Origin of the sequence: Streptomyces sp. NPDC021115 (assembly GCF_044333065.1) — a bacterium.
GTDB lineage: Bacteria > Actinomycetota > Actinomycetes > Streptomycetales > Streptomycetaceae > Streptomyces.
This window is the reverse complement of record NZ_JBIRQF010000012.1, coordinates 161,368-182,275: the sequence shown is the minus strand read 5'-3', so window position 1 is coordinate 182,275 and position 20,908 is coordinate 161,368. Positions and strand designations below refer to the sequence as shown.

Sequence of the window (20,908 nt, the reverse complement as noted above, 5' to 3'; positions counted from 1 at the left end):
CCCGACGGGCATCATCAGGATTCCTGAGCTTCAAGGAGTCCGCGATGAGCCTGCTCTCCACCGCCGACTGGGCGGACAGGATCTTCACCGGCGGCTGGGACCACCCGGCCAGGCCCGGCACCATCGACATCACCGAACCCGCGACCGGGCAGCGCCTCGGCTCCGTGGGCCGGGCCACCGAGGCGGACGTCGCCCCCGCGGCCCGTACGGCGGCGGCCGCGGGGCGCGCCTGGGCCGCGGCCCCCTTCCCCGAGCGGGCCGCGGCCCTGCGGCGCACGGCCGACGCCTTCCGGAGCCACGCCGACGAGATCGCCGAGTGGATCGTGCGGGAGGCCGGTTCGTCGCGGGCGAAGGCCGAACTGGAGGTGGCGGTCGCCGCCGCGGAATGCGAGGAGGCCGCCGCCCTGCCCGGGGCGCCCACCGGTGAGCTGCTGCCGTCGGCCCAGCCGCGGCTGAGCCTGGCGCGCCGGATTCCGGTCGGGGTGGTCGGCGTGATCTCGCCGTTCAACTTCCCGCTGATCCTGTCCATCCGCTCCATCGCCCCGGCGCTCGCGCTCGGCAACGCCGTCCTCCTCAAGCCCGATCCGCGCACCCCGGTGTCCGGCGGGGTGGTGCTCGCCCGCGTCTTCGAGGAGGCCGCGCTGCCCCCGGGGCTGCTCCAGTGCCTGCCCGGCGGCGCGGACGTCGGCGCCGCGATCGTCCGCGACCCTGCGGTGCGGGTCGTGTCGTTCACCGGCTCCACCGCGGCGGGCCGCGCGGTCGGGGCGCTGGCCTCCGAGCATCTGACCCGGGCCCATCTGGAGCTGGGCGGCAACAGCGCTCTGATCGTGCTGGACGACGCCGACATCGACGCCGCCGCGTCCTGCGGGGCCTGGGGGAACTTCCTCCACCAGGGGCAGATCTGCATGGCGGTCGGCCGCCACCTGGTCCATGAGTCGCGGTACGAGGAGTACGTCGGCCTGCTGGCCAAGAAGGCCGAACAGCTCGCCGTGGGCGACCCCTTCCGCGAACAGGTCGCCCTCGGGCCGCTCATCGACGACCGGCAGCTCGGCCATGTCGTGGACGTCGTCGAGCGCAGCGTGGCCGCGGGCGCCCGGGTGGTCACCGGCGGCACCCACCGGGGCCGGTTCTACCGGCCCACCGTGCTGGCCGACTGCGGCCCGTCCGTCCCCGCGTGGGAGGAGGAGGTGTTCGGCCCGGTGGCGTGCGTACGCCCGTACGGTGACGACGACGAGGCCGTGGAGCTGGCCGCCGACTCCCCGTACGGCCTGAGCCTGGGCATCCTCACCGCCGACACGGCGCGCGGGCTCGCGCTGGCCGAGCGGATTCCCAGCGGAATGGTCCACATCAACGACCAGACGGTCAACGACGATCCGAACGCGCCCTTCGGCGGGCTGGCCGCATCCGGTTTCGGCCGGGTGGGCGGCGCGCGGGCCAATCTCGACGCCTTCACCGAGACGCAGTGGCTGACCCTCCGGGGCGACACCGCGCGCTACCCGTTCTGAGCCAGGGAGCCCCGAGATGACCGAAGCCCTCGCCGCCGTGGTGAACAAGCCCGGCGCCCCGTTCTCCCTGGAGCGCGTCGCCCTGGACGAGCCCCGGCCGGACGAGATCGTGGTCCGGCTGACCGCCGCCGGGGTCTGCCACACCGATCTGACCGTGCGCGACGGCGGGCTGCCGTTTCCGCTCCCCGGCGTCCTCGGCCACGAGGGCGCGGGCGTGGTGGAGCGGGTCGGGTCCTGGGTCGGCCGGGTGCGGCCCGGCGACCATGTCGTCCTGACCTTCACCTCATGCGGTACGTGCGGCACCTGCCGCGGCGGCCATCCCGCCTACTGCGCCTCCTGGCTCCCGCTCAACCTCCTCGGGGGCACCCGCGGCGACGGCACCCCGACGCTGCGTCCGGCTTCCGGTTCCGGTTCGGGTTCCGGGGGCGGCTCAGGGGGCGGCGGGCTGGGCGGGCACTTCTTCGGCCAGTCGTCCTTCGCGACCCACGCGCTGGTGGACGAGCGCAGCGTGGTCCGGGTCCCGGCCGACGTGCCGCTGACCACCCTCGCCCCGTTCGGCTGCGGCATCCAGACCGGGGTCGGCGCCGTCCTGAACGTCCTGCGGCCCCGGCCCGGCAGCACGATCGGCGTCTTCGGCACCGGCGCGGTCGGCCTCGCCGCCCTGATGGCCGCCGTGCTGGGCCCGGTCCGGCAGGTGATCGCCGTCGACCGGCTGGCCCCGCGGCTGGCGCTGGCCCGGAAGCTGGGCGCCACGGCCGTCGTCGACGCCGCCGAGGAGGACACCGCGGCCGCCCTCGTCGAGCTGACGGACGGCCTCGGCCTCGACTGCGCCGTGGAGACCACCGGCAACCCCGGCGTCCTGCGCACCGCCGTCGACGCCCTCGCGCCCCGGGGCGAGGTCGCCGTCATCGGGGCGCCGCCCATGGGCACCGAGGCCGCGGTCGACGTCAACGGCCTGCTGCCGGGCCGCCGCATCACCGGCGTCACGCTCGGCGACAGCGAACCGGAGCAGCTGATCCCGCTGATGGTCTCCCTCCACCAGCAGGGCCGGCTGCCGGTGGACCAGCTGATCCGGACCTATCCGTTCGCCCGGATCGAGGAGGCGGCGGCCGACATGACCGCGGGCACCACGATCAAGCCGGTGCTGACCTTCGGCTGACGGCCGAGCGCTCTATTCGGCAAGACCGGCGAGGTCGCGGATGCGACGGGCCTGGGCGGCGCGCTCGGCGGCGCGCTGCTCGTCGTACGTACGGTCCGCGGCGCCCCGCAGCAGCGCCTTGGTCTCGACCACCGCGTCCCGGGGGGCGGCGAGCAGGGCGGCGGCCAGGTCCTGGACCGCCCCGTCCAGGTCGGCGGCGGGCACCACGAGGTTGGCGAGGCCGGTGCGCTCGGCCTCCTCGGCGTGGACGAAGCGGCCGGTCGCGCAGATCTCCAGCGCCCGGGCGTACCCCACGAGCCCTACCAGCGGATGGGTGCCGGTCAGGTCGGGCACCAGCCCGAGGCTGGTCTCGCGCATCGCGAACTGCGCGTCCTCCGCGCAGACCCGCAGGTCACAGGCGAGAGCGAGCTGAAAACCGGCGCCGATCGCATGGCCCTGCACGGCGGCGATGGAGACGATGTCGTTGCGCCGCCACCAGGTGAACGCGTCCTGGTAGGCGGCGATGATCCCGTCCAGCTCGGCGTCCTGGCGGCGGGCCATCTCCGGGAAGGACGGCTCGCCCTCGAATCCCTCGGGGGTGAACGCCTGCCGGTCGAGCCCCGCCGAGAAGGACATGCCCTCGGCGCGCAGGACGACGACCCGCACGCTGCCGGGGAGCAGCGACCCCGCCTCGGCCAGCGCGCGCCACAACGCGGGCGACTGGGCGTTGCGCTTGGCCGGATTGGTGAGAGTCACCGTGGCGACCGCGTCATCGACGATGAGCGATACGCCGTCCTTGTCGAGCAGGGTCACAGGAAGCCTCCGGTCGGCCGCAGTCAGTACAAGTGACTGCACAGTAACCACCCGGTCGAATGGACGATCAACCGGGTGGCACTGTCCACACCTGCTTCCGGCGACGAACCGCTGACGCGAGACGCGCGATCAGGCCGATGCGGCCTTCTTGCCTCGTGTCGCGCCACCGCGGCCACGTAGGGACACTCCTGATTCGCTGAGCATCCGGTGGACGAATCCGTAGGAACGGCCGGTCTCCTCGGCCAGCGCCCGGATGCTCGCACCGGAGTCGTACTTCTTCTTCAGGTCTGCCGCGAGCTTTTCGCGCGCGGCGCCGGTCACCCGGCTGCCCTTCTTCAGAGTCTCGGCCACCCGTGCCTCCTCATGGGAAGTGCGCTCTGGACTCTCATGATCACCCCTAGGCGGCTTCCTGGCCACCCATTCGGCAAGACCTATGGAGGAAGGATTCCGAGAAATGGCACCGTACGAGCCTTCGGAATCCAGGATTCCGGCGACTTCCGCCCTTCCACTCGTTCTTGATCATCTAAGAAAGAGCAGGTCAAGGCCCATGTGCCAGAGGATGGGTGGATATCGACCGGCGCACGGCACGTGTCGCGCGCCGGTGGTGGACGGCGCGCCGCGATACGAGCCGTTCTCACTCAGATGACGGATCACGCCTAGGCCGAATGATCTACCGGCCGGGGGTCAGGCCAGCGCGACCAGATCCGCGTAGTCCGCGCCCCACAGGTCCTCGATCCCGTCCGGCAGCAGAATGATCCGCTCCGGCTGGAGCGCGTCCACCGCGCCCTCGTCGTGGGTCACCAGCACCACCGCGCCGGTGAAGGTGCGCAGCGCGCCGAGGATCTCCTCGCGGCTGGCCGGGTCGAGGTTGTTGGTGGGCTCGTCGAGCAGCAGGACGTTGGCCGAGGAGACGACCAGGGTGGCGAGCGCCAGCCGGGTCTTCTCACCGCCGGAGAGCACCCCGGCGGGCTTGTCCACGTCGTCGCCGGAGAACAGGAACGAGCCGAGCGTCTTGCGGATGTCGACCAGGTCGAGGTCCGGGGCGGCCGAGCGCATGTTCTCCAGGACGGTGCGGTCCGGGTCCAGCGTCTCGTGCTCCTGCGCGTAGTAGCCGAGCTTCAGCCCGTGGCCGGGCGTGACCTGGCCGGTGTCCGGCTTCTCGACCCCGGCCAGCAGCCGCAGCAGGGTGGTCTTGCCCGCGCCATTGAGGCCCAGGATGACGACCCGGGAGCCCTTGTCGACGGCCAGGTCGACATCGGTGAAGATCTCCAGGGAGCCGTACGACTTCGACAGGCCCTCGGCGGTCAGCGGGGTCTTGCCGCACGGGGCCGGGTCCGGGAAGCGCAGCTTGGCGACCTTGTCGGACTGCCGCACCGCCTCCAGTCCTGACAGCAGCTTCTCGGCGCGGCGGGCCATGTTCTGCGCGGCGACCGTCTTGGTGGCCTTGGCGCGCATCTTGTCGGCCTGCGAGTTGAGCGCGGCGGCCTTCTTCTCGGCGTTGGCGCGCTCGCGCTTGCGGCGCTTCTCGTCGGCCTCGCGCTGGGCCTGGTAGAGCTTCCAGCCCATGTTGTAGATGTCGATCTGCGAGCGGTTGGCGTCCAGGTAGAAGACCTTGTTGACGACCGTCTCGACGAGGTCGACGTCATGGGAGATGACGATGAAGCCGCCGCTGTAGGTCTTCAGGTAGTCCCGCAGCCAGGTGATGGAGTCGGCGTCGAGGTGGTTCGTCGGCTCGTCCAGCAGCAGGATGTCGGAGTCCGAGAACAGGATGCGGGCCAGCTCGACGCGGCGCCGCTGACCGCCGGAGAGGGTGTGCAGCGGCTGGCCGAGCACCCGGTCGGGCAGGCCCAGGCTGGCCGCGATGGTCGCGGCCTCCGCCTCGGCCGCGTAGCCGCCCTTGGTCAGGAACTCCGTCTCCAGGCGCTCGTACTTCTTCATCGCGCGCTCGCGGGTGGCGCCCTTGCCGTTGGCCATGCGGTCCTCGTTCTCGCGCATCTTGCGCAGCACGGAGTCGAGGTCGCGGGCGGAGAGGATGCGGTCCCTGGCGAGGACGTCGAGGTCACCGGTGCGCGGGTCCTGCGGCAGATAGCCGACCTGGCCGGAGCGGGTGATGCTGCCCCCGGCCGGGACGCCCTCGCCCGCCAGGCACTTGGTGAGCGTGGTCTTCCCCGCGCCGTTGCGGCCGACCAGGCCGACGCGGTCGCCCTTGGCGATGCGGAAGTTGGCGGACTCGATCAGAACACGGGCGCCGGCACGCAGCTCGACGCCGGATGCGGTGATCACGGGAATTACTCCTGGGCAGATTGGACGGCGGACGGGACGGACCAGCGGGCGGGGCCGACGCCGTCTAATGCACGAGGAGAATTGCCATGCGGCCAGTTTAGCGGTGCGGGCAACCGGATTTTCCCCTGGGGGCCGGGACCTCCCCCACCTGCGGGCCCCGGGTCAGACACCGCCGGTGTGGACCTGGAAGGCCGCCCGACGCACCGCCTTGGCGAGGGCCGGATCGGGGTGGGCGGCGGCCAGCGCCACCAGCACCTGCACCGTACGGGGGTGGCCGACGGCGCGTACCTCCGCCAGCAGCGCGGGCACCGTGCCCTGCACCGCGGACTCCAGGTGGCGCACCAGCAGCGGGCTCTCGCCGTGGTCGGAGATGGCCGCGGCGGTGTCCACCCACAGCCAGGTGGCCTCCTCGCGGGTGAGCACGTCCAGCGCGTCCTCGGGGTCGGCGCCCTCGTGCTCGGCGATCCACAGCAGCGCGTACGGCCGCAGGCACGATTCGTCCACGACGGCCCGCACCGCGGGCTCGGCGGGCGCCCCGGCGACCCGCAGCGCCTCGAACGCGAGCCCGCGCAGCAGCGCGTCGTCGCCGCGGGCCGCGTCCAGCAGCTCGGTGATGGCGCTGCCCACCGGGCGGGCGGCGAGCCAGGCCCGGTACTCGGCGCGGGCGGGCCCGGGGGTGAGGCCCGCGCAGCCGCGCAGCATGTCGGCGGCGGGGTGCTCGATGTTCCCGGCGGGGCTCTGGGCGGCCACGCAGATCTGCTCCAGCTTGACCCACACCGCCCAGTTGCCGAGCGCGGTGAGGACGGCGTCGCCTTCGAGGACGGTGAGCGCCCCGACCGAGGCCAGCGCGTCCAGGGCCCAGCCGAGCAGGTCCTCCAACGCCTCGTCGTCGCCCTCGGCGCCGTCCCGCTCCTCATGAGCGGCCCCGTGGTCGGCCGCGTCCGGGGCCTGGGCGGGGGCGTCGCCGTCGACCGGCGAGGCCACCCCGTACGGCACCTCGCAGCGCTCGGTGCGCAGCTCGGCGACCCGCTTGCGCAGCATGTCCAGCAGCGTGGAGATCTGCACCGGACCCGCGGACAGCTGGAGCAGCGGGAGCAGCTGCGGTACGGCCTCGACCACCTCGGCGACGGCCGTGGGCTCGGCGGTCTCCGGCGCGGGGCTGGCCAGCGACCAGGCATCGAGCAGCGCGACCCAGCCGCGCAGCACCGCGCTGTCGTCACGGTCCCACGCCTGGAGCCGCCAGCCGGGGCGGGCGGTGCCGCCGTGCAGATCGACCAGCCCGACGAGCCGGGCCCGGTCCCAGTCGCTGCGCACCTCCTCCGAGCTGCGCCCCAGCGCGGCGGCGGCACGGGCGGCCGCCTCGTCGGAGAGGGCCCCGAGCGAGTCGTCCTCGGCCGCGGCCCAGCGCGCCACCTCCACGGCCCCGACAAGCCCCGCACGGGCCTGCCGGGCCAATTCCGGCCGGGGCGGCGTGCCCTCGGGCGGGCGTGGCGCCGGCCGGGAGCGGTTCGGCGCGGGCCGGGTGGCGGTGGCCATCGGCCGCTGGCGGACGAGTCGGAGCCGGGAGTCGCGCGGAGTACGGGACGTCACAGAAGCAGTCTCGCCGTTGACGGCCCGAAAGCCCAATCGGCACCCGTACGGCGGTCGCCGCGGCCGGATTCCGACGGGTAGCCGAGGCCGCCGCGGGCCCGGGACGACGCGGCCCCGACGCGCTAGAGGAGCGGCGTCAGGAAGCGGCGCAGGGCCTCTTCGTAACCCGGGGGGTCGGCGTTCCACATGGCGGCGTGCGGGGCGTGCCGGACCTGATGAAGGGTGACCAGCTCGGGCCGGGCGTCGGCGAGTTCGCGGGAGGCGTCCCAGGGCGCGAGGGTGTCGCCGGGGCCGTGCACGATGAGCGTGGGCACCGGCAGGCTCTCGGGGTCGGCCGCCTCCGCGAGCTTGCCGTCGTGGAGCCCGGTGCGCCCCTCCGCGGCCCGTACGACGAGCGGGAGCAGGGCGGCCGGGACGCGGCGCGCCGCAGCGAGGGCGCGCACGGTGGCCCGCCAGTCGAGCACCGGGGAGTCCAGGACGATGCCGCTGAGCCGGTGCCGCAGTGCGGAGTTGGCGGCCGCGTGCAGGGCCATGGAGGCGCCGGTGGACCAGCCGTGCAGGACGATGCTCTGCGCCCCGTAGCGGACCGCGTAGCGGATCGCGGCGTCGAGATCGCGCCACTCCGTCTCGCCGAGGTGGCCGATGCCGTCGGGCGGGCGCGGGGCGCCGGGATCGCCGCGGTACGCGAGGTCGAGCACCGGGATGCGCAGCCGGTGCAGCAGCGGCATGACGACCATGGGGTGTTCCCGGGTGGTGCCGAGGCCATGGGTGGCGATCACCCAGGTGGCGCGCTCGCCGGGCAGGAACCAGGCGGGCAGCGGACCGAGTTCACCGGGAATGTCGACATCGGCGTGCTCGATGCCGAGCGCGTCCCTGGGGTTGCCGAGGTACACCTGCGGGGTGAGCCGCACCCGGGCGCCCGCGTCGAGGGTGCCGTGGGTGACCCGCTCCAGGCGGCGTACGACGCAGTCGGCGGGGTGCGCGACGTCCTCGTCCACCGGGCCGACGACGGCGTGGCAGTTCCGGCCGACGAGCCCGTAGGTGCCGGGGCGCAGCGAGGCGAGCGAACGGGTGAGGGTGATCCGCCCGGGGTCCGTGCCGTCCGCGGCATCCACGGCGTGCACGGTGAGCGGCGGCTCTTTCGGCAGCGGCCGGTCGGGGGCCGGTCGGAGCGCAGCGTCGGTGAGGTACCGGCCCGCCGCCACCGCGGCCGCGCCGACACCGAGCAGAGTGGTGGCGGCAGCGACCGCCGTTGTCCGCACACGCATCCCTCCCAGTGTCGGCGGGTACCCGCGCGGCGGCCAGCGGAACTGGTTATTTCGAGCCGCCCGCTCCCTCACCGTCCGTATCCCTGCCCCGCTGCTGGCCGTAACCGCTGAGCTTGGCCGCGGCGCGGTCCAGCTCGGCGGGCGGGATGAGGGTGGGGGTGCGGCCGGGGACGGACGCCGCGGCCAGCCAGACCTGGCACATCCATTCGAGCTGGGCGGTGCGGTCGTACGCCTGGTCCAGGGTCGCGCCGTATACGACGGTGCCGTGGTTACGCAGCAGACAGCCCGAGCGGTCGCGCAGCACGGACAGCATGTTTTCGGCCAATTCATCGCTGCCGTACAGCGCGTAGTCAGCGACCCGGACCGGCCCGCCGAGGGCGGCGGTCATGTAGTGGATCGCGGGGAGTTCGTCGACCAGCGTGGAGACGGCGGTGGCGTGAACCGCGTGGGTGTGCACGATGGCCGCGGCGTCGTCCGTGTGACGGTAGACGGCGAGGTGCATGGGCAGCTCGCTGGTGGGCGAGAGCGTGCCCAGCACCTGTCGGCCGTCGAGGTCGACGCCGACGATGTCGCGCGGGCCGAGCCGGTCGTACGGGACGCCGCTCGGGGTGACCAGGACGGTGTCGCCGACCCGGGCCGACACATTGCCCGAGGTGCCGACGACGAGCCCGTCGGCGGTGGTCCTGCGGGCCGTCCGCACCACATGCGTCCACGCCTGCCGCAGGGGCTGGCTCAGCCTCGGCTGCGGCCGTCGCACCGATCGCGGCTCCGTCACGGGCCCTCACCTCCGGGCGCGATCCTTCCATACGGACCCGGGCGCGAAGCCCGTTACGCCGGGTCGATGTACGGACACCAAATGCCGTATGACGAAAGGGAATACGGTCGAAAACAAGCCGTTTTCACACCCCCGCGCCCGCGTCACCGTGAAGCCCGCCTCAGTTCATCTCCCGTTCACCCAGTTTCCCTACGTTCACCGTGCACTGACCGCCCTCCGAACTGATTGACCGGGTGTATGGAACACATCACGCTTCTCATCGGGATCGTGATCGTCACGGCCTTGGTGTTCGACTTCACCAACGGCTTCCACGACACGGCCAATGCCATGGCCACCACCATCTCCACCGGAGCACTCGGTCCTCGGGTCGCGGTGGCGATGTCGGCAGTCCTCAACCTCGTCGGCGCCTTCCTCTCCGTGGAGGTCGCCAAGACCATCTCCGGCGGAATCATCGACGAGGGATCCGGTATCCGGCCCGAAGTGATCTTCGCGGGGCTGGTCGGCGCGATCCTCTGGAACCTGGTGACCTGGCTGGCCGGTCTTCCGTCCAGCTCCTCACACGCCCTCTTCGGCGGCCTCATCGGCGCCACCGTGGTCTCCGTGGGCATGGACGGGGTCAACAGCGACGCGATCGTCATGAAGGTCCTCATCCCGGCCGTGGCCGCGCCGGTCGTGGCGGGCATCGCCACGGTGGCCGCCACCCGGCTCACCTATCGGCTGGCCCACAACCGGGCCGCGGAGGACACCGCGAAGGGCTACCGCGCCGGGCAGATCGCCTCGGCCGCCCTGGTCTCCCTGGCCCACGGCACCAACGACGCCCAGAAGACGATGGGCGTCATCACCCTCGCACTGGTCACCGGCGGCGTCATCGCGCCCGACTCCGACCCGCCCATGTGGGTCATCGTCTCCGCCGGTCTCGCGATCGCCCTCGGCACCTACCTGGGCGGCTGGCGCATCATCCGCACCATGGGCAAGGGCATCACCGACATCCAGCCGCCGCAGGGCTTCGCCGCCCAGACCGGCGCCGCGACCGTCATCCTCGCCTCCTCCCACATCGGCTTCGCGCTGTCCACCACGCAGGTCTGCTCGGGCGCCGTCATGGGTGCGGGCGTCGGCCGCAAGGGCGGTGTGGTGCGCTGGTCGACCGCGGGCCGCATGGTCGCCGCCTGGGTGCTGACCCTCCCGGCCGCCGGTCTGGTGGCCGCGGGTGCGGCGCTGCTGGCCGACCAGGGCAACGGGGGCATCGCCGCCGTCGCCGTCCTCGCGGTGGTGGGCTGCAGCGTCATCTGGGTGCTCTCGCGCCGCAAGCCGGTGGACGCGGGGAACGTCAACGCGCCGAGCGTGGAGCCCGTCGAGTCGCCCGGTGTCATCACCACCGCGCTGCGGACGGTGTCCCCGCCGCCCGCCGGGAAGACCACGTCCGCCGGGTCCGCCGCGTCCGCCACCGATGGCGACGACGACACGAACGACGGCTCGTCCGCCTCCGCCCCGACCCCCGCCACCGCGGGCACCCGTTCCACCAGCTGACAGGGAGCACACACCATGCACATCGACTGGGCGGCCCTCGGCCAGGTCTTCGGCGTCAGCCTCGCGGTGACGGTCGGCGTCGTAGGGGTCTTCACCCTGGGCATCATCGGCACCTCCCGTACGGCACAGCCGCAGCCCCAGGCCGCGGCGTCCGCCGCTGGCGGCGCTGGCGGCGCTGGCGGCGCTGGCGGCGCGTCCCAGGTGGCGCGCACCGGCGCGTACGCCTGCTTCGCGCTGTGCGCCGCGGTGGTGGCGTACGGCATCTATCTGATCGTGGCCTGACGCCACGGAACGCCACAGAAGGCCGCGGGGCGGTGGGTGCGGATCGGCGCCCACCGCCCCGCGGCCGTTTGCCGGATGGGCGCCTGTGGGCCTCGGCACACTCCGGCATCGCAGGTCACATGCGAGTTGACGCCCATTCGCGCCCCATGGTGGACTTCCCGAGCCAAACGGCGGCAGAAGAGGAAGCCGGTGAGAATCCGGCGCGGTCCCGCCACTGTCACCGGGGAGCGCTCTCCCCTCACCGCGAGGGGTCACGGCCGTCCGTACACGAGGAGGGCTGGAAGACCGGGAGAGCCGCGGATCCGGGAGCCAGGAGACTCGCACCGCCGGTCACGTCGAGCCAGGGCGCGGACCCTGAGTGAGGACATACCGCCATGCCCGGCACTGCCACGCCGTCAGCTCCATCCGTTGTCCATATGCCCGGCGGCGGTCCCGTCCGCAGAGGCGTGACGGCGGTCTGAGGGATGCGTGCCGACCACGCCTCGTACGCGTGCGGCGCCGCTCTCGGCTTCCTCGGTGATCTCGCCGCGGGCGATCCGCGCCGCGGCCATCCGGTGGCCGCGTTCGGGCGCGCCGCCGCGTCCGCCGAGCGGCTGCTGTGGCGCGACCACCGCGGTTCCGGGGCCCTGCACACCGCGCTGTGCGCGGGCGGCGCGGCCGCCGGTGCCGCGCTGCTGGCCCGTACCGTACGCACCCTCACCGGGCCCCGCCGTACGGCCGACGCCGCGCTGACCGCCGCCGCCACATGGGCCGTGCTGGGCGGCACCTCGCTCGTACGGGAGGCCCGGGCCATCGGTGACGCGCTGGCCGCCGGGGACGTCGACGCCGCGCGGGAGCGGCTGCCGCATCTGTGCGGACGCGATCCGCAGGCGCTGGACGCTCAGCAGATCGCGCGGGCGGTCGTCGAGTCGGTGGCCGAGAACACCTCGGACGCGGTCGTGGGCGCGCTGGTGTGGGGGGCCGTGGCCGGGGTGCCTGGGCTCGTCGGCTTCCGCGCCGTCAACACCCTGGACGCCATGGTGGGCCACAAGTCGGCCCGCTACCGCAGGTTCGGCTGGGCGGCGGCCCGGCTGGACGACGTCGCGGGCTGGCCCGGCGCCCGGCTCACCGCCGCCCTGGCCGCCCTCGCCGGGCCCGATCCGCGCGGCGCGTGGCGCTCCTGGCGGCGCGACGGCGGACGCCATCCGAGCCCCAACGCGGGCCCGGTGGAGGCGGCGTTCGCGGGCGCGCTGGGGGTGCGGCTGGGCGGCACCCTGGCGTACGCGGGCCGGGTCGAGCACCGTCCCGTACTGAATCCGGGCGGCCGTCCCGTGGCGGTGGCCGACATTCCGCGGGCGATCCGTCTCTCGCGGCAGGTGTCGGCGCTCGCCCTGCTCGCCACCGCCGTGGGGCGCTCCGCGGCAAGCCAGAGAGGGGTGACCCGATGACCTCGGGGGGCGGACTGCTCATCGCGGGGACGACCTCGGACGCCGGGAAGAGCGTCGTCACGGCGGGCATATGCCGCTGGCTGGCGCGCAAAGGGCTCCGGGTCGCCCCGTTCAAGGCGCAGAACATGTCGCTCAACTCCTTCGTCACCCGGGACGGCGCCGAGATCGGCCGGGCGCAGGCCATGCAGGCCGCCGCCGCGCGCGTCGAACCGAGCGCCCTGATGAACCCGGTCCTGCTGAAGCCGGGCAGCGACCGCAGCAGCCAGGTGGTGCTGCTCGGCAAGCCGGTGGGCGAGATGAGCGCCAGGGGCTATCACTCGGAGCGGCGCGAAGGGCTGCTGGAGACCGTCACCGGCTGTCTGAGCGAGCTGCGGCGCACGCACGACGCGGTGATCTGCGAGGGCGCGGGCAGCCCGGCCGAGATCAATCTGCGCCGCACCGACATCGTCAACCTGGGTCTCGCCCGGGCCGCGGGGCTGCCGGTCGTCGTGGTCGGGGACATCGACCGCGGCGGCGTCTTCGCGTCGTTCTTCGGCACCACCGCGCTGCTGTCCCGGGAGGACCAGCGGCATGTCGCCGCCTATGTGGTGAACAAGTTCCGCGGCGATGTGAGCCTGCTGGAACCCGGCCTGGACATGCTGCGCGACCTCACCGGACGGCCGACCGTCGGCGTGCTGCCGTACGCCCACGGCCTCGGCATCGACGAGGAGGACGGGCTGCGGGTCTCGCTGCGCGGCACGGTGCGCGAGAGCGTCGTCGCACCACCGCACGGCGCGGACGTACTGCGGGTCGCGGTGGCCGCCGTACCGCTGATGTCCAACTTCACCGATGTGGACGCGCTGGCCGCCGAGCCGGGCGTGGTCGTGCGCTTCGTGGACCGCCCGGAGGAGCTGACCGACGCCGATCTGGTGGTGCTGCCGGGCACCCGGGGCACCGTCAGGGCGCTGGAGTGGCTGCGGGAGCGCGGTCTCGCCGACGCGATAGCGCGGCGGGCCGCGGAGGGGCGGCCGGTGCTCGGCATCTGCGGCGGCTTCCAGGCGCTCGGCGAGCACATCGAGGACGAGGTCGAGTCGAAGGCCGGAACGGTCGCGGGCCTCGGACTGCTGCCCGTACGGGTCCGCTTCGCCACGGACAAGACCCTGGCCCGGCCGGTGGGCGAGGCGCTGGGCGAGCGGGTGGAGGGCTACGAGATCCACCACGGGGTCGCCGAACTGCTCGACGGGGGCGACGAACCGTTCCTGGACGGCTGCCGGGTGGGCGCGGTGTGGGGCACCCACTGGCACGGCTCGCTGGAGAGCGACGGCTTCCGCCGCGCCTTCCTGCGGCGGGTCGCGCGGGCGGCGGGCCGGGCGTTCGTCCCCGCCCCCGACACCCGCTTCGGGGAGCTGCGCGAGGAGCAGCTGGACCGGCTGGGCGATCTGATCGAGGAACACGCGGACACGGACGCGCTGCTGCGGCTCATCGAGGGCGGCGTACCGGACGAGCTGCCCTTCGTACCGCCCGGAGCGCCGGGAGGGACGTCTTGAGCACACGACGCGCCCCCGTACGCCCCGCACCCGTACGCACCGACCGCGCACGCACCGTAGGAGGTACCGAAGCATGACCACCGCTGCCTACCCGTTCACCGCGGTCGTCGGAATGGACGACATGCGGCTCGCCCTGCTCCTCAACGCCGTCTCGCCCGCCGTGGGCGGCGTGCTGGTGCGCGGCGAGAAGGGCACGGCCAAGTCGACGGCGGTGCGCGCGCTGTCCACCCTGCTGCCGCCGGTCGAGGTCGTCCCCGGGTGCCGCTTCTCGTGCGATCCGGCCGCGCCCGACCCGGGCTGCCCGGACGGACCGCACGAGACCACCGGCGGGGACGCGCGCCCCGCGCGGATGGTGGAGCTGCCGGTCGGCGCCTCCGAGGACCGCCTGGTCGGGTCGCTCGACATCGAGCGGGCGCTGTCGGACGGCGTCAAGGCGTTCGAGCCGGGGCTGCTCGCGGACGCGCACCGCGGGGTGCTCTACGTCGACGAGGTCAACCTGCTGCACGACCACCTGATCGACCTGCTGCTCGACGCGGCCGCCATGGGCGCCTCCTACGTGGAGCGCGAGGGCGTCTCCGTACGGCACGCCGCGCGCTTCCTGCTGGTGGGCACCATGAACCCGGAGGAGGGCGAGCTGCGGCCGCAGCTGCTGGACCGCTTCGGGCTCACCGTCGAGGTCACGGCGTCGCGGGACACCGAGGAGCGGGTCGAGGTGGTGCGCCGGAGGCTGGCGTACGACGAGGACCCGGCCGGGTTCGCCGCGCGCTGGGCGCGCGAGGAGGGCGAACTGCGGGAGCGCATAGCGGCGGCGCGCGCCCTGCTGCCCGCCGTACGGCTGGGCGACCGCGCGCTGCGGCAGATCGCGGCGGTGTGCGCGGCGTTCGAGGTGGACGGGATGCGCGCGGACATCGTGACGGCGCGTACGGCGACGGCGCTGGCCGCCTGGGCGGGCCGCACGGATGTGCGCACCGAGGACGTGCGCCAGGCGGCGCTGCTGTCGCTCCCCCACCGGCGGCGGCGGGCGCCGTTCGACGCGCCCGGTCTGGACGAGGACAAGCTGGACGAGGTGCTGCGGCAGTTCGAGGACGAGGAGCCGGAGCCGCCGGAGCCGGACCAGGACCCCTCCGCTTCCGGTGACGATCCCGATGACGACCCGGAAGGACCGGGCGGGGGCGGCGGATCCGACGGCGGGGACGGCCCCGACGGGCCCGGCGGCGGCCGCCCGCAGGACGGCGGGCAGGAGCAGGCGCCGCCGCCCGGCGGGCCCGAGCCGTCCATCCCCGAGCAGCGGTCACCCGAACCCGAGTCGTCCGCCGATGCCGCGCCCGCGGAGTCGGCGTCCGAGGAAGGCGGCGGGGCCAGAGGCAGCGGCGGCGAGCGGGCCGCGGTGGGCGCCGCGGAGCCGTTCCGGACCCGGCGGCTGGACGTACCCGGGCTCGGCGAGGGCGCGGCGGGGCGGCGGTCGCGCGCCCGCACCGCGCACGGCCGCACCGCCGGTGCGCGCCGCCCCCAGGGGACGCTGACCTCGCTGCACCTGGCCGCGACGGTACGGGCCGCCGCCCCGCATCAGCACAGCCGCGGGCGGCGTGGCCCCGGGCTGCTGGTGCGCCGGGACGATCTGCGGGAGGCGGTGCGCGAAGGCCGGGAGGGCAATCTCGTGCTGTTCGTCGTGGACGCCTCGGGGTCGATGGCCGCCCGCAAGCGCATGGGCGCGATCAAGGGCGCGGTGCTGTCGCTGCTGCTGGACGCCTATCAGCGGCGGGACAAGGTCGGCCTGATCACCTTCCGGGGATCGGGTGCGGAGCTGGCGCTTCCGCCCACCTCGTCGGTGGACGCGGCCGCCGCCCGGCTGGAGCAGCTGCCGACCGGCGGCCGCACCCCGCTCGCGGCGGGGCTGCTGAAGGCGCGCGAGGTACTGCGGGTGGAGCGGCTGCGGGACCCCTCGCGCCGTCCGCTGCTGGTCGTGGTGACCGACGGGCGGGCCACCGAGGCCAAGAAGGCCGCGGGGGCTGCCGGGTCCGGCGGGGCCACGCCGGTGGACCGGGCCGCCAGCGCGGCGCGGCTGCTCGCGGGCGACGGGGTCGCCTCGGTCGTGGTCGACTGCGAGTCGGGTCCGGTACGGCTGGGCCTGGCGGGCGCGCTCGCCCGCGACCTGCGGGGCACCCCGGTCACCCTGGACGAACTGCGCGCGGACAGCGTGACGGCGCTGGTCCGCGATGTACGGACGGTACAGAACACACGGAGGGCAGCCTGATGCCGCAAGGACAACCGACCGTCGTCCCGGACGACGGGCTGACCACCCGCCAGCGCCGCAACCGGCCGCTCGTGCTCGTGCACACGGGCGTGGGGAAGGGCAAGTCGACGGCCGCGTTCGGCCTGGCGCTGCGGGCGTGGAACCAAAGCTGGCCGGTCGGTGTATTCCAGTTTGTAAAGTCCGCGAAATGGCGGGTCGGTGAGGAGCGTGCGCTGCGCGTCCTCGGCGACTCGGGCGAAGGGGGGACCGTCGCATGGCACAAGATGGGCGAGGGCTGGTCGTGGGTCCAGCGCGACATGGCTTCCAGCGAGGAGGCCGCACGCGAGGGCTGGGCGCAGGTCAAGCGCGATCTCGCGGCGGAGACATACCGGCTCTATGTGCTGGACGAGTTCGCGTACCCCATGCACTGGGGCTGGGTGGATCCTGAGGAAGTGGTGTCGGTCCTGCGCGACCGGCCGGGCACCCAGCATGTCGTCATCACGGGGCGCAACGCACCGGCGGCGCTGGTGGACTTCGCCGACCTGGTCACCGACATGTCCAAGGTCAAGCACCCGATGGACGCCGGTCAGAAGGGCCAGCGAGGCATCGAGTGGTGAGAGTTCCCCGACTGGTCGTCGCCGCGCCCGCCTCCGGCAGCGGCAAGACGACCGTCACCGCGGGGCTGATGGCCGCGTTCGCGGGGCGCGGTCTGGATGTGTCACCGCACAAGGTGGGCCCGGACTACATCGATCCTGGCTATCACGCGCTGGCCGTCGCCTCCGCCGGTGGCGGCCGGGCGGCTGGTGGCGGGGCCGGCCGGCCGGGGCGGAATCTGGACGCCTATCTGTGCGGTCCGGACCGGATCGCGCCGCTGTTCCTGCACGGGGCGGCGGGCTGCGATCTGGCCCTGGTCGAGGGCGTGATGGGGCTGTTCGACGGGGCGGCCGGGCAGGGCGAGCTGGCCTCGACGGCGCAGGTGGCCAAGGTGCTGCGGGCCCCGGTGGTGCTGGTGGTGGACGCGTCGTCGCAGTCGCGTTCGGTGGCGGCGCTGGTGCACGGCTTCGCCTCCTGGGACCCGGAGGTGCGGGTCGCGGGGGTGATCCTCAACAAGGTCGCATCGGACCGGCACGAGACGATGCTGAGGGAGGCGCTGGAAGGGGCCGGGGTGCCGGTGTTCGGCGCGCTGCGCCGGATGCGCGAGGTCGGGACGCCGAGCCGTCATCTCGGTCTGGTGCCGGTGGCCGAGCGGCGAGCCGAGGCGACGGACGCGGTGTCGGCGCTGGCCGCATGGGTGCGGGAGGGGTGCGATCTCGACGGGCTGATGGCGCTGGCGGGCAGCGCGCCTCCCCTGTCAGGACCGGTGTGGGATGCGGTGGCGGAGCTGGGCCCGGCGGCGGAGGGTCGACGGCCGGACACGCAACGGCCGGAGAGTCAGCGGCCGGTGGTCGCCGTGGCGGGCGGGGCCGCGTTCACCTTCTCCTACGCGGAGCACACCGAGCTGCTCACCGCGGCGGGCGCGCGGGTCGTGCCGTTCGACCCGCTGCGGGACGAGCGCCTCCCCGAGGGGGTCGGCGGGCTGGTGATCGGTGGCGGCTTCCCGGAGGTGTACGCGCCGGAGCTGTCCGCGAACGAGCCGCTGCGCGCCGAGGTGGCCAAGCTGGCGGCGACCGGTGCGCCCATCGCCGCCGAGTGCGCCGGGCTGCTGTATCTGGCGCGTTCGCTGGACGGCCGCCCGATGTGCGGAGTGGTGGACGCCGAGGCGCATATGTCGGATCGGCTGACGCTGGGCTACCGTGAGGCCGTGGCCATTTCCGACACATGCCTCGCCGCCGCGGGGACCCGGGTGCGGGGCCATGAGTTCCACCGCACCACCGTCGAGCCGGGCGCCGGTCAGACGCCCGCCTGGGGGCTCGTCCATCCGCGGCGCCGCGCCGAAGGGTTCGCACCGGGAAACGTGCATGCCTCGTATCTGCATGTGCACTGGGCCGCGGTGCCCGGTGTGGCGGCCCGGTTCGTGGCCGGATGTATGCCCGCCGCCGGGTGACCGAGGCGGTGCCCGAGGTGGACCGTCCGCAGCGGCCGGATCTCGTCGTCGGCGTCGGCGCGCGGCGGGGGGTGTCCGTGGCCGAGGTGACCGGTCTGGTGGCGGCGGCCCTCGCCGGGGCGGGCCTCGCGCCCGGCTGCATCGCCGAGTTGGCGACCGTCGAGGCCAAGGCCGGGGAACCCGGGCTGCTGGCCGCGGCCGAGCGGTTCGGGGTCCCGCTGCATGGGTACGGAGCGGAGATGCTGGCCGCCGTCGAGGTAACGAATCCGTCCATGGCGGCGCTCTCCGCCATAGGGACGCCCGGTGTGGCCGAGGCGGCCGCGCTGCTGGCAGCCGGGCCGGGAGGCGAACTGCTCGTCGCCAAACGGAGGTCGGAGCCCGGCGGTGGCAGGCCGTCGAGCGCCACCTGTGCGATCGCCCGCCGCGGACCACAGGACGGCCAGCGGGACAGCCGGTCCCGAAACGGCCGAAGACCTGCCGTGGCGTGTCCCGACGGCGCTCAGTAACGTCTCGGGGCGAGACTGCCACCCCCACCGTGAGAGACCGCTTCACCTGCACCAAGGAGACCTCGTGACGACCCCGCCCGCGCTGCTCATCGCAGGCACCGGCACCCGAGACGAGAGGCGCGCCGGCGCCTTCCAGGAATTCGTACGGGAGTTGGGCGCGCAGCACCCGGATCTGCCCGTGGCGGGCGGCCTCACCGGGCCGGGCGCGCCCCCGCTGTCCGATGCGGTGGCCCGGCTCGTCAACGAGGGGGTGAACCGTTTCGCCGTCGTGCCGCTCACCCTGATCCCGGTGGAGCATCCCAGAGAGGGGGTCACCGCCGCGCTGGCCCAGGAGGCGGAGCGGCACGCTGACGCCTCGTTCGTCTTCGCCCGCCCGCTGGGCCCGGACCCCCGGCTGCTGCGGGTGCTGGAGCAGCGGCTGGACGAGGCGCTGGGCGGCGGTCGGCGCTCCCCCTCGGACCGGGCGGAGACGACGGTGCTGCTGGTGGGGAACGGTTCGCCGATGCCGGAGGGCAACGCCGAGGTGCACCGGGCGGCCCGGCTGCTGTGGGAGGGCCGCGGTTTCGCGGGCGTCGAGACGGCCTTCGCCTCGCTCGCCGCGCCGGACGTGCCCTCGGGCCTGGACCGCTGTGTGCGGCTCGGGGCGCAGCGGATCGTGGTGCTGCCGTATTTCCTGTTCGGCGGCGACGCGCTGGAGCGGGTGCGGCAGCAGGCGGAGGGCTGGGGGCTCGCCCATCCGGAGGCCGAGGTGGTGGCCGCCGATGTCATCGGCCCGACCGCGGAGTTGGCGGAGCTGGTCATGGAGCGCTACGAGGAAGCGGCCGGGGTGCCCGAGCGGGCCCAGCTCGAAGAGGAGACGGCCCACGCCCACGCCCATCCGGACGTCCACGCCGATGTCCGCTGAGACACCCGCCGAGACCGCCGACGCCGCCGCGACCGGCTTCGACCTGCGGCACCACGGGGACGCGGAGGTGCGGGGCGCCGACGCCGGGCTGACGGACCTCGCGGTCAACGTCCGGGCCGGTACGCCGCCGCGCTGGCTCAAGGACCGTATCGCCGCGTCCCTCGACGGGCTGGCCGCCTACCCCGACGGGCGGGCGGCGCGCGCCGCGGTGGCCGCGTGCCATGGAGTGCCGGAGGCGCGGGTGCTGCTGACGGCCGGGGCCGCGGAGGCGTTCGTGCTGATCGCCCGCGCCCTTCCGGCGCGGCGCCCGGTGGTGGTGCATCCGCAGTTCACCGAGCCGGAGGCCGCGTTGCGGGACGCCGGGCACCAGGTGGAGCGGGTGCTGCTCGACGAGCGGGACGGCTTCCGGCTGGACCCGGCGGCGGTGCCGGACGACGCCGACCTGGTGGTCGTCGGCAACCCCACCAACCCCACCTCCGTGCTGCACCCGGCCGCCGCGCTCGCCGAACTGGCCCGGCCCGGGCGGACGCTGGTGGTGGACGAGGCGTTCATGGACGCCGTACCGGGCGAGCCCGCGTCGCTCGCCTCCCGTACGGATGTGCCGGGCCTGGTCGTGCTGCGCAGCCTGACCAAGACCTGGGGGCTCGCGGGGCTGCGCATCGGCTATGTGCTGGCGGACCCAGGGATCATCGCCGAGCTGGAGCGGGTGCAGCCGCTGTGGCCGGTGTCGGCCCCCGCCCTGGCGGCGGCGGAGGCGTGCTGTGCGCCAGCCGCGCTGGCCGAGGCGGCGCGGGCCGCCGAGCGATCCGCCGCCGACCGCGGCTATCTGGCCGACCGGCTGGGCGAGTTCACCGAGGCAGGGCTGCGGGTGTGCGGCCCGGCGGCCGGTCCGTTCCTGCTGATCCGGCTGCCGGACGCGGCGGCGATCCGCGCCCGCCTGCGCGACCTCGGCTTCGCGGTGCGCCGCGGCGACACCTTCCCTGGCCTGGGCCCGGACTGGCTACGGCTGGCCGTCCGCGACCGCGAGACGACCGACCGCTTCGTGATCGCCCTGGCCAAGGCCCTCCAGAACGGCTGAGCCGCGTGC

The 20,908-nt window shown here is 74.2% G+C and carries 18 protein-coding genes and 1 riboswitch; of the genes, 12 read left to right on the top strand and 6 right to left on the bottom strand.

The window, feature by feature from the left end; all coding sequences use genetic code 11:
- Nucleotides 1-44 precede the first annotated feature (44 nt).
- The gene (locus ACH4TL_RS31065; RefSeq protein WP_398323236.1) at nucleotides 45-1,505 is read left to right on the top strand and encodes an aldehyde dehydrogenase family protein; all 1,461 of its coding nucleotides are present in this window, start codon (nucleotides 45-47) and stop codon (nucleotides 1,503-1,505) included.
- Between the two features lie 16 nt (nucleotides 1,506-1,521).
- Nucleotides 1,522-2,664 (top strand): NAD(P)-dependent alcohol dehydrogenase, encoded by a 1,143-nt coding sequence (locus ACH4TL_RS31060; RefSeq protein ID WP_398323234.1) that lies wholly within the window; start codon nucleotides 1,522-1,524, stop codon nucleotides 2,662-2,664.
- Nucleotides 2,665-2,676: 12 nt separating this feature from the next.
- Here ACH4TL_RS31060 and ACH4TL_RS31055 read toward each other — a convergent pair whose 3' ends face one another.
- From ACH4TL_RS31055 to ACH4TL_RS31030, 6 genes are all read right to left on the bottom strand, one after another.
- Nucleotides 2,677-3,456 carry an enoyl-CoA hydratase/isomerase family protein gene (locus ACH4TL_RS31055; protein WP_398323232.1) on the bottom strand — a complete coding sequence of 260 codons (780 nt, stop codon included), beginning with the start codon at nucleotides 3,454-3,456 and terminating at the stop codon, nucleotides 2,677-2,679.
- Nucleotides 3,457-3,585: 129 nt separating this feature from the next.
- Nucleotides 3,586-3,807 (bottom strand): helix-turn-helix domain-containing protein, encoded by a 222-nt coding sequence (locus ACH4TL_RS31050; RefSeq protein WP_009718933.1) that lies wholly within the window; start codon nucleotides 3,805-3,807, stop codon nucleotides 3,586-3,588.
- A gap of 333 nt (nucleotides 3,808-4,140) precedes the next feature.
- The gene (abc-f, locus tag ACH4TL_RS31045; RefSeq protein ID WP_398323230.1) at nucleotides 4,141-5,739 is read right to left on the bottom strand and encodes a ribosomal protection-like ABC-F family protein; all 1,599 of its coding nucleotides are present in this window, start codon (nucleotides 5,737-5,739) and stop codon (nucleotides 4,141-4,143) included.
- A 162-nt stretch (nucleotides 5,740-5,901) separates the two neighbouring features.
- On the bottom strand, nucleotides 5,902-7,329 hold the full coding sequence (locus ACH4TL_RS31040) for a hypothetical protein (RefSeq protein WP_398323228.1): 1,428 nt from the start codon (nucleotides 7,327-7,329) through the stop codon (nucleotides 5,902-5,904).
- 122 nt (nucleotides 7,330-7,451) lie between these two features.
- Nucleotides 7,452-8,597 (bottom strand): alpha/beta hydrolase, encoded by a 1,146-nt coding sequence (locus tag ACH4TL_RS31035; RefSeq protein ID WP_398323226.1) that lies wholly within the window; start codon nucleotides 8,595-8,597, stop codon nucleotides 7,452-7,454.
- Nucleotides 8,598-8,643: 46 nt separating this feature from the next.
- The gene (locus ACH4TL_RS31030) at nucleotides 8,644-9,321 is read right to left on the bottom strand and encodes a class II aldolase/adducin family protein (RefSeq protein WP_398323373.1); all 678 of its coding nucleotides are present in this window, start codon (nucleotides 9,319-9,321) and stop codon (nucleotides 8,644-8,646) included.
- 288 nt (nucleotides 9,322-9,609) lie between these two features.
- Here ACH4TL_RS31030 and ACH4TL_RS31025 point away from each other — a divergent pair, with 288 nt between their 5' ends.
- From ACH4TL_RS31025 to cobC, 10 genes are all read left to right on the top strand, one after another.
- Nucleotides 9,610-10,899: an anion permease gene (locus ACH4TL_RS31025; RefSeq protein ID WP_398323223.1), complete on the top strand. Its 1,290-nt coding sequence runs from the start codon at nucleotides 9,610-9,612 to the stop codon at nucleotides 10,897-10,899.
- A gap of 15 nt (nucleotides 10,900-10,914) precedes the next feature.
- Nucleotides 10,915-11,181 (top strand): hypothetical protein, encoded by a 267-nt coding sequence (locus ACH4TL_RS31020; protein ID WP_398323221.1) that lies wholly within the window; start codon nucleotides 10,915-10,917, stop codon nucleotides 11,179-11,181.
- A 177-nt stretch (nucleotides 11,182-11,358) separates the two neighbouring features.
- Nucleotides 11,359-11,501: riboswitch (cobalamin riboswitch) on the top strand.
- Nucleotides 11,502-11,645: 144 nt separating this feature from the next.
- A complete protein-coding gene (locus ACH4TL_RS31015) occupies nucleotides 11,646-12,608 on the top strand; it encodes a cobalamin biosynthesis protein (protein WP_398323219.1) in 963 nt (320 codons plus the stop codon).
- Nucleotides 12,605-14,134 carry a cobyric acid synthase gene (locus tag ACH4TL_RS31010; protein ID WP_398323217.1) on the top strand — a complete coding sequence of 510 codons (1,530 nt, stop codon included), beginning with the start codon at nucleotides 12,605-12,607 and terminating at the stop codon, nucleotides 14,132-14,134. Before ACH4TL_RS31015 ends, ACH4TL_RS31010 begins: the two co-directional genes overlap by 4 nt.
- 73 nt (nucleotides 14,135-14,207) lie before the next feature.
- A complete protein-coding gene (locus ACH4TL_RS31005; RefSeq protein WP_398323215.1) occupies nucleotides 14,208-16,388 on the top strand; it encodes a putative cobaltochelatase in 2,181 nt (726 codons plus the stop codon).
- Entirely contained in the window at nucleotides 16,388-16,984 is a 597-nt protein-coding gene (gene cobO, locus ACH4TL_RS31000) for a cob(I)yrinic acid a,c-diamide adenosyltransferase (protein ID WP_398323213.1), read from the top strand. Before ACH4TL_RS31005 ends, cobO begins: the two co-directional genes overlap by 1 nt.
- Nucleotides 16,978-18,411, top strand: coding sequence for a cobyrinate a,c-diamide synthase (locus tag ACH4TL_RS30995; RefSeq protein ID WP_398323211.1), 1,434 nt, complete (start codon nucleotides 16,978-16,980; stop codon nucleotides 18,409-18,411). Before cobO ends, ACH4TL_RS30995 begins: the two co-directional genes overlap by 7 nt.
- The gene (locus ACH4TL_RS30990; RefSeq protein WP_398425383.1) at nucleotides 18,408-18,917 is read left to right on the top strand and encodes a cobalamin biosynthesis protein; all 510 of its coding nucleotides are present in this window, start codon (nucleotides 18,408-18,410) and stop codon (nucleotides 18,915-18,917) included. The genes ACH4TL_RS30995 and ACH4TL_RS30990 overlap by 4 nt, the downstream gene beginning before the upstream one ends.
- A 64-nt stretch (nucleotides 18,918-18,981) precedes the next feature.
- Entirely contained in the window at nucleotides 18,982-19,821 is an 840-nt protein-coding gene (locus ACH4TL_RS30985; protein WP_398323207.1) for a sirohydrochlorin chelatase, read from the top strand.
- On the top strand, nucleotides 19,811-20,899 hold the full coding sequence (gene cobC / locus ACH4TL_RS30980; protein WP_398323205.1) for an Rv2231c family pyridoxal phosphate-dependent protein CobC: 1,089 nt from the start codon (nucleotides 19,811-19,813) through the stop codon (nucleotides 20,897-20,899). The genes ACH4TL_RS30985 and cobC overlap by 11 nt, the downstream gene beginning before the upstream one ends.
- The last annotated feature ends 9 nt before the right edge of the window (nucleotides 20,900-20,908 follow it).

Coding starts and splice junctions, on each gene's coding strand:
- ACH4TL_RS31065 (WP_398323236.1), top strand. CDS start 45: ATGAGCCTGCTCTCCACCGCCGACTGGGCGGACAGGATCTTCACCGGC.
- ACH4TL_RS31020 (WP_398323221.1), top strand. CDS start 10,915: ATGCACATCGACTGGGCGGCCCTCGGCCAGGTCTTCGGCGTCAGCCTC.
- ACH4TL_RS31005 (WP_398323215.1), top strand. CDS start 14,208: ATGACCACCGCTGCCTACCCGTTCACCGCGGTCGTCGGAATGGACGAC.
- ACH4TL_RS31060 (WP_398323234.1), top strand. CDS start 1,522: ATGACCGAAGCCCTCGCCGCCGTGGTGAACAAGCCCGGCGCCCCGTTC.
- ACH4TL_RS31035 (WP_398323226.1), bottom strand. CDS start 8,597: ATGCGTGTGCGGACAACGGCGGTCGCTGCCGCCACCACTCTGCTCGGT.
- cobC (WP_398323205.1), top strand. CDS start 19,811: ATGTCCGCTGAGACACCCGCCGAGACCGCCGACGCCGCCGCGACCGGC.
- cobO (WP_398323213.1), top strand. CDS start 16,388: ATGCCGCAAGGACAACCGACCGTCGTCCCGGACGACGGGCTGACCACC.
- ACH4TL_RS31010 (WP_398323217.1), top strand. CDS start 12,605: ATGACCTCGGGGGGCGGACTGCTCATCGCGGGGACGACCTCGGACGCC.
- ACH4TL_RS31015 (WP_398323219.1), top strand. CDS start 11,646: ATGCGTGCCGACCACGCCTCGTACGCGTGCGGCGCCGCTCTCGGCTTC.
- ACH4TL_RS31025 (WP_398323223.1), top strand. CDS start 9,610: ATGGAACACATCACGCTTCTCATCGGGATCGTGATCGTCACGGCCTTG.